The organism is Alienimonas chondri, assembly GCF_013036045.1.
Lineage (GTDB): Bacteria > Planctomycetota > Planctomycetia > Planctomycetales > Planctomycetaceae > Alienimonas > Alienimonas chondri.
The window spans coordinates 1-6,650 of record NZ_WTPX01000197.1 but is presented as its reverse complement, the minus strand read 5'-3'; the positions used below and the strand labels follow the sequence as shown (position 1 = coordinate 6,650).

General features: G+C 68.3%; 6 protein-coding genes. 4 read left to right on the top strand and 2 right to left on the bottom strand.

Annotated features, from left to right (window positions below; all coding sequences use genetic code 11):
- Positions 1-72: 72 nt before the first annotated feature.
- Together LzC2_RS19265 and LzC2_RS19260 are read left to right on the top strand one after the other, a co-directional pair.
- Positions 73-1,161: a C45 family autoproteolytic acyltransferase/hydrolase gene (locus LzC2_RS19265; RefSeq protein WP_171189661.1), complete on the top strand. Its 1,089-nt coding sequence runs from the start codon at positions 73-75 to the stop codon at positions 1,159-1,161.
- A 542-nt stretch (positions 1,162-1,703) separates the two neighbouring features.
- Positions 1,704-2,519 (top strand): gamma-glutamyl-gamma-aminobutyrate hydrolase family protein, encoded by an 816-nt coding sequence (locus tag LzC2_RS19260; protein ID WP_171189660.1) that lies wholly within the window; start codon positions 1,704-1,706, stop codon positions 2,517-2,519.
- A gap of 285 nt (positions 2,520-2,804) precedes the next feature.
- On the opposite strand, the gene LzC2_RS19255 is transcribed toward LzC2_RS19260, so the two are convergent.
- Together LzC2_RS19255 and LzC2_RS19250 are read right to left on the bottom strand one after the other, a co-directional pair.
- Positions 2,805-4,151 carry a sulfatase family protein gene (locus LzC2_RS19255; protein ID WP_206678806.1) on the bottom strand — a complete coding sequence of 449 codons (1,347 nt, stop codon included), beginning with the start codon at positions 4,149-4,151 and terminating at the stop codon, positions 2,805-2,807.
- 249 nt (positions 4,152-4,400) lie between these two features.
- The gene (locus LzC2_RS19250; protein ID WP_171189658.1) at positions 4,401-4,829 is read right to left on the bottom strand and encodes a hypothetical protein; all 429 of its coding nucleotides are present in this window, start codon (positions 4,827-4,829) and stop codon (positions 4,401-4,403) included.
- An 8-nt stretch (positions 4,830-4,837) separates the two neighbouring features.
- Here LzC2_RS19250 and LzC2_RS19245 point away from each other — a divergent pair, with 8 nt between their 5' ends.
- Both LzC2_RS19245 and LzC2_RS19240 read left to right on the top strand, forming a co-directional pair.
- A complete protein-coding gene (locus LzC2_RS19245; protein WP_246255195.1) occupies positions 4,838-5,740 on the top strand; it encodes a deoxyribonuclease IV in 903 nt (300 codons plus the stop codon).
- A 370-nt stretch (positions 5,741-6,110) separates the two neighbouring features.
- The coding region (locus tag LzC2_RS19240) for a hypothetical protein (RefSeq protein ID WP_171189656.1) at positions 6,111-6,650 on the top strand (540 nt) is incomplete at its 3' end.

The window sequence follows — 6,650 nt, the reverse complement described above, 5'->3', positions numbered from 1 at the left end:
ATGTTCGTTGGGCCGGCAAGCGGCATGCCATCCGGGGGTGAGGCCGGGGGAGAATTGTGTAAAGTTCGCCGCATGTCCGGTTCCGCCGACCCGCCGCCCTCTTCCGAGAACGAGGGCGGGGACGTTCGGCCCCCGGGCGGCGAGATCCGTACCCCCTGGGTCGACGCCCCCTCGGTGCGACTGGACGGCGATCTTCCCCCCGTCGAGCGGTTCCGACAACTGCCCAAGGACAGCGTCGATCGCTGCCGAGAGCTGATCGCGGATCTTCGCACCCATCTGCCCACGGGCGCCGGAGGATTGGCGCTGGCCGTCAACGCCCGCACCAAGGGGCGGTGGCGGGCGGAAGCGGAGGCCCTGGCCGATCTGCTGGAGACCTCTTGGGCCGAGGTGCTTGTATCGAACTGCACGTACGACCTCGCCCTGAGCGGGTTCGCGTGCAGCACCGCGGCGCTGGCGACGCCGAACGGCCCGGCGCTCGCCCGCAATATGGACTGGCTGCCCGCCGGCCCGCTGGCTCGGGCGAGCCTGCTGGTCGAGACCCGGTATGAAGAAGGCCCCGGCGGGGGGCCGCTGACCGTCTGGAACGCCGGTTGGCCCGGGGGGATCGGCGTCGTCACCGGGCAGAGTTCCCGCGGGTTCGCCTTCGCTTTGAACGCGGTGGGCGTTGCCGGGGCGCCGGATCTATTGGGCTGTCCCGTGCTGTTGTGTCTGCGTCGCGTGTTGACGGTCGCCCGTGATTTCGCGGACGCCGTCGTCCGCATTCGTCGCGAGCGGTTGGTCTGCGGGGCGATCGTGACGGTAGTCGGCACGACCAACGCGGAGCGGGTCGTCGTGGAACGCACCCCCCGCCGCAGCGGGGTGATCTGGGGTGAAGGAGACGAGCCGCTGGTCGCGACGAACCACCTTCGCGTGCTGGACGCCGAATCCGACGCCGGCGACGTGGGCGACGGCGTGATCGGCGACTCGCACGGTCGGTTGGCGGCCCTGTTCGACAAAGCGCCGCGGGGCGAGGTCAGCGACGGCGGGTGCCTGTACGCCCTGACGGAGCCGGACGTGATGCAAAGCTGTACGGCTCAGCACATCGTTTGCCGTCCGACCGAGGGGACGGTTCGGCTGACGGTCCCCCGGGCGCTCCTGACGCCGGGCGTCGGCGGGTGGTGACAGCCCTGATGCGCAGGGTGGGGGTATGGGAACCGATGGTTCGAGGATTCCCGAATCGACTGTTCGCTCTGAGAACAGTTCGGTCGGAGACGACCCACTCAAACTGTTGCAAAATCGAACAGGAAAGGGCGGTTCCGGGTCACCTGAACGGTTGTGGACGGCAGATCTGGGCGCTTGAGGAATAACCACCACAACTTGAGCGACTGCCGCCCGCTGGGGGAATTCCCTGATAGATTCCCCCTGTCGCCGGCCGGGGCGGCCGCCGAAACGTTCGGCGAGCCAGCCCCCCGCGACCGGTTGAAAGGATTCGACCGCGACCCCGGAGCAAGACGCTCCTTGTCGAGAGACCCCGCCGCGACGGCATGATCGCCCGAACGGCGGGGTCTTCACGACACCCCCGCACGACCCCGGTAATTTTGCCGGCACGGCTAGTCTCCGTCATCTCGCCCGCAACGGGAAGACGGATTCTTTGATTTCGACCCACCCGCCGGACGCACGATGCGTCCTTCCGTCCGATACGGACCACAGGAAAAGGATTTCCAATGCCCCGCCGCAAGAAGCCTGCCGCCCCCGCTCCCAAGCCGGCTCCCAAGCCGGTCATCGGCATCAACGGGGACTTCCGCGGCCCCAAAGCGGACAGCAGCCTGCCGGCCCTGAGCTGGTTCAACGCCGGCTACTTCGACACCGTCACCAAGGGCGGCGGCCTCCCCTCCCTCATCCCCCCGATGATGGACGACGAGGATCTGCGTCAGTACCTCGGCATGCTGGACGGCATCATCCTCTCCGGCGGCCCGCTGGACCTCGACCCGGCCCGTCAGGGCGTCGAACGGCACCCCGCGACCCGCAGCATGCCGGTTCGCCGCGAGGACTTCGACCGCCGTCTCGCCACCATGGCGATCGAAATGAAGCTGCCGATCCTGGCCATCGGCGCCGGGATGCAACTGCTCAACGTGCTGATGGGCGGCACCCTGCATCAGCACCTCCCCGAGGACAACCCGACCGGCCTGCCCCACCGCGACGGCTGCGAAGCGAACCTGCGTCACCTGCTCGAACCGGTCGAAGGCACCCGCGTCGAAGCGGCGTACGGCAACGGCGAAATCCGCGTCAACAGCCTGCACCACATGGCCGTCGACGCCGTCGCCCCGGAGTTCATCGCCAGCGCCCACGCCCCGGACGGCATCGTCGAGGCGATCGAGACCCAGGACCCGAACTGGTACTGCGTCGGCGTGCAGTGGCACCCGGAAAACGAGACCGCCAGCGCCTTGGACATGCAGCTGGTCGACGGCTTCCTGACCGCCTGTAAGGAAAGCAGCCCCGCCGTGCTGCCGATGAGCCGCGGTCTCCGCATCGCCGCCTAGTCGTACCGACGTTCGGTCGGTGTTTGAACCGCCCCGACGTCCGCGGCCCGCTCCCCCGGCAGGACGCCATCGGGAGCGGGCGCCCACCCGGACGCCGGCGCGACGAAGCCCGGAGCGAATGGAACTCGCTCCGGGCTTGTCGCTGCGCGGGTCGCTTTCATGCGAGAGCCGTGACCGTCAGCGAGCGCGAACATGGTCCGAAGATGGGACGGCACCCCGGGGGGAACGCCGCCGCGCTCCCTGACGGTCGCGGCTCTGGGCCAATGAAGCCATCAACTCATAACGTCATTCTTCACGCGCGGCGGAGAAGCAGTCCTCGTCCGGCTCGCGGGGCAGCGTGTCTGTCCAGTCATCCAACAGGGCTCTCAACCGCTCGACTTCGGCGGGCCGCTCCTTTTGGAGGTCGTGCTCCTCGAGGCGGTCCTCGGGAAAGCGGAACAGCTCGACCTGCTGGGGATCCTTTCCGAGAAGCAGTTTCCAGTCGCCTTCGCGAACCGCGAGCGTGGGCCAATTCTCGCCGCGACTGGACGCGGAGTTCCATTGCCAAAAGACCGGCTTGTCGCGGGCGGAATAGGGCTTCCCGAGTAATGCGTCGGTCTGATCGACTCCGTCCGGCTCGTAACCCTCCGGCAGTTCCGCACCGCCCAGCGCGCAAAACGTCGGCAGCAGATCGACGGCCGTGTGCGGCGTGGCGTCGTCGATCTTTCCGGCGGCGATCCGTCCCGGCCAGCGGGCGATGAAGGGCACGCCGATGCCGCCCTGCAACAGCGAACGCTTCCGACCGCGGTGTCCCCCCGTCGTGCCGACGGAGGCGAAGGAGCCGATCCCCGGCCCCGTGGACCGATCGTCTGTGACTCGGCGATTGCTGGTGTTCTCCGGGCCGTTATCCGAACTGAAGATCACGAGCGTGTCGTCGGTCAGTTCCAAACGATCCAGCGTCGCCAGGAGCTGCCCGACGCGGGCGTCGGCGTGAGCCAGTACGGCTGCGTAAATCTGATCGCGCTCGTCCTCCAGATGCGAGAACTGCTTCAGGTACTCCGGTTTCGGGTAGTGCGGCGTATGGGGCTCGTGGATCCACAGATTGAGAAAGAACGGCTTCCCCTCGGCGTGACTTTTCTCCACGAATTGGATCGACCGGTCGACGTCTTCGAACACCGGCATTTGCGGCCCGGAGCAATTGAACGCTCCGTAGGCGTCGTAGCCGTACTCGCTCGGCAGCGGCGCGTCTTCGACCATGATATTGGTCAAGTGCCACTTGCCGAAATGAGCCGTCGTGTAGCCGGCGTTCTTTAATAACCTCGGCAACAGCGTCGTCTTCGGGTCGAGCCAGTCGGGCATGCCGCGTTGCCGATGGGACGGGACGGTCGCGAAGTGCCCGTGAATGTTGTGCCGGGCGGGGAACTGGCCCGTGACCACGGCCGCCCGACTCGGCGAACACACGCCGCTGGCCACGGTGAACTGATGAAAGTCGGTCCCCTCCGACGCGAGACGATCGAGATTCGGCGTCTTCAAATAGGGATGCCCGTGGCAACCGAGGTCGCCCCAGCCCCAGTCGTCGGCAAAAATAAAGACGATGTTGGGCCGTTCCGCGGCGTCCGCTCGCCCCGCGAGCAGGCCGCCGAGCGCTATCAAAACGAGGGCCGGAAGCTGCGTAAGTTTGGGCTGAGTCACTGCGGCTTGCCTTTGAGGTTCTACGAGAAAATCGAACCCGACGTCCGTTCCTGGGCCACGCGAGCGTTTCGTCATTTCGCGGACACGTTCGAAGCGAGAGCGTATTGGGCGGCTCCGATCGGTTCTACTCCGCACCCTCGGAGAAGCGTTTCGTCCGGGCAACAGGCTCGGGGGACGTCGTTCAGGCGTCGACTTATGCGTCGTCGTGGTTCAGAGTCCCTCCGCGATCCGCTCCGCCGCCGTGTCCGGCGTGTGGTTGAAGAGGACGCGCCCGCCGGTACCCCAGGCGCCGGCCGACCAGAACGCCCATCGCGGCGGCGGCCGATGGTGAAACAACGCGACGGCGGAGCGAGGCAGGCGGGCGGCGGCGACCTCTTCCATCCCCCCGCCGGGGATCGGCTCGAAGTGGATCGTCACCGCGAGCAGCGCGTCGAGCCGCCCGGTCGGGGTAGGGACGAACGTCGGTTCGCCGGCGAATTCGCACTTCGCCCACCGCAAGCCGGCCGGTTTGCCGTCGCGGCCGGCGAGTTCGCGGAAGCGGTCCTCCAGTTCCGGTCGAACCGATCGGAACAGTCGTTCGGCGGCGGCACGCCCCGCGGGCGGGGCGGCGGGCGGCGGTGCGGTCGCGGGATCGGTCATCACCCCCGATGCTAGCGTTCGCCCGTTCGTCCCCGACCCCGTTCGTCTCCATGCCGTTGTTCGGTTCGCATCTGTCCGTCGCCGGCGGCTTTCACAATGCCGCGACTCGAGCGGGGGAACTGGACCTCGCCGCGGTGCAGATCTTCACCAAAAGCAATCACCGCTGGGCCGCCAAGACGCTGACGGACCATCTGGTCGAGGAATGGAACGCGGCGCGATCCGCGGCCAAGCTGAAGTTCGCCTGCTCGCACGCCAGTTACCTCATCAACTTCGCCACGCCGGAGCCGGCGCTGCGCCAGAAGTCTGTCGATGCGATGGTGATCGAACTGGAGCGGGCCGACGCCCTGGGCTTGTCCGGCGTGGTGGTGCATCCGGGCAGTCACGTGCGCAGCGGGGAAGATGTGGGCCTCGCCGCGGCGGCCTCCGCCGTCGCGGAGGTGTTGGAGCGGGCGAGGGGCGGACGCTGCGGGCTGTGGCTCGAGAACACCGCGGGGCAGGGGACGAACCTCGGCCATCAGCTCTCGCATCTGGGCGCGATCATCGACGGCGTGCCCGAGGCCGACCGCGGCCGGTTGGGCGTCTGCTTCGACACCTGCCACGCCTTCGCCGCCGGTTACGACCTGCGCGACGAGGGCGAGTACGCCCGCACCTTCGAGGAGCTGGACGAGGCGGTCGGGCTGGATCGGCTCGCCTGTCTGCACATCAACGACAGCAAGGGCGGCCTCGGCAGTCGACTTGACCGGCACGAGCACATCGGCGAGGGCGAACTCGGCGACGACGGCTTCCGGGGCCTGATGAACGATCCGCGGTGGGCGAAGACGCCCTTCCTGCTGGAAACCCCCAAAAAGGATCGCGACGGCGTTCCGTGGGACACCGTCAACGTGAAACGATTACAATCGCTGGTGAACTAGCTTCCTTCGCGGGACGATCGCACCTCCCTCAGCCTCCGCGCCCGTATGGATTGGCGGGCGGGCGGTCGTCACGATCCGGGGGCGTGGAATAATCGGCACAGTCCGCGGCCCGGGTTCGGGTTATCGGGCCGGAGACGGTCGTGGCGATGGTTCGCACGGTCCGAACCCTGACGGTGCCGACGGTCCGTCTTCCACCCGCCCCGACCCCGGGTACAGTGGAGCGAAGCCCGATCGACCGCTGCCGATTGACCGGCCGCGACCCCGCCGAGGTTCCGCAATCGGAACCGTCGGCCCCGTCCACGGAAGAAGGGCCTCCGCGATGTTGCTCCGCCCCGCTGCACCCCGATCCTCCACCACAACGCCTGCCGTTTTGCGTCTCCCCGCTGCCCGCCTGCTGTCGAAGAACGCGAGCCGCCGGGCTGCCTTGCCGCTGGCGTTGGTGCTCTCCGTGGGAGCGGTCGGTTGTCGGTCGACGTCCGGCCCGATGGAGGCGCTGTCGGGAGTACGGGTCTCCGCGACCGAAGCGATGGTCCGCACGAAAGAGGCGGTGTTGAACCCCCTGAGTCCGGCTCAGCCGGGCGGATCGGGCGCCGTCGCGACGGCGCCGGATCCATTCCGCGCCGCGGAGCAGGCCTTGGCCCAGGGTGGCGGGGCGGCGGCCGGTGACCGCACCTCGGAGACCCCGACCTCCGACGGCCCCAGGTTCGCCGGCGACTTCGACGCGACGATTGCGGTGCTGCGGGACGAAGCAGCGCCGTTCCCGTCGCCGCGCCCGACGATCCGCGACAATGTGGCGCTCGCCGGGGCCGAGGAAGACGGCTCCGGCGTGACCGCCGCGGCGGGGGAAGACCCGTTCGCCGCAGCGATGGAAGAGCTGGCCGACGCGCCCGCCCCCCCCGCGGACCTGGCC

Excerpts from the sequence above, each read along its gene's own strand:
- LzC2_RS19265 (WP_171189661.1), top strand. The coding sequence starts at position 73 with ATGTCCGGTTCCGCCGACCCGCCGCCCTCTTCCGAGAACGAGGGCGGG.
- LzC2_RS19260 (WP_171189660.1), top strand. The coding sequence starts at position 1,704 with ATGCCCCGCCGCAAGAAGCCTGCCGCCCCCGCTCCCAAGCCGGCTCCC.
- LzC2_RS19250 (WP_171189658.1), bottom strand. The coding sequence starts at position 4,829 with ATGACCGATCCCGCGACCGCACCGCCGCCCGCCGCCCCGCCCGCGGGG.
- LzC2_RS19245 (WP_246255195.1), top strand. The coding sequence starts at position 4,838 with ATGCTAGCGTTCGCCCGTTCGTCCCCGACCCCGTTCGTCTCCATGCCG.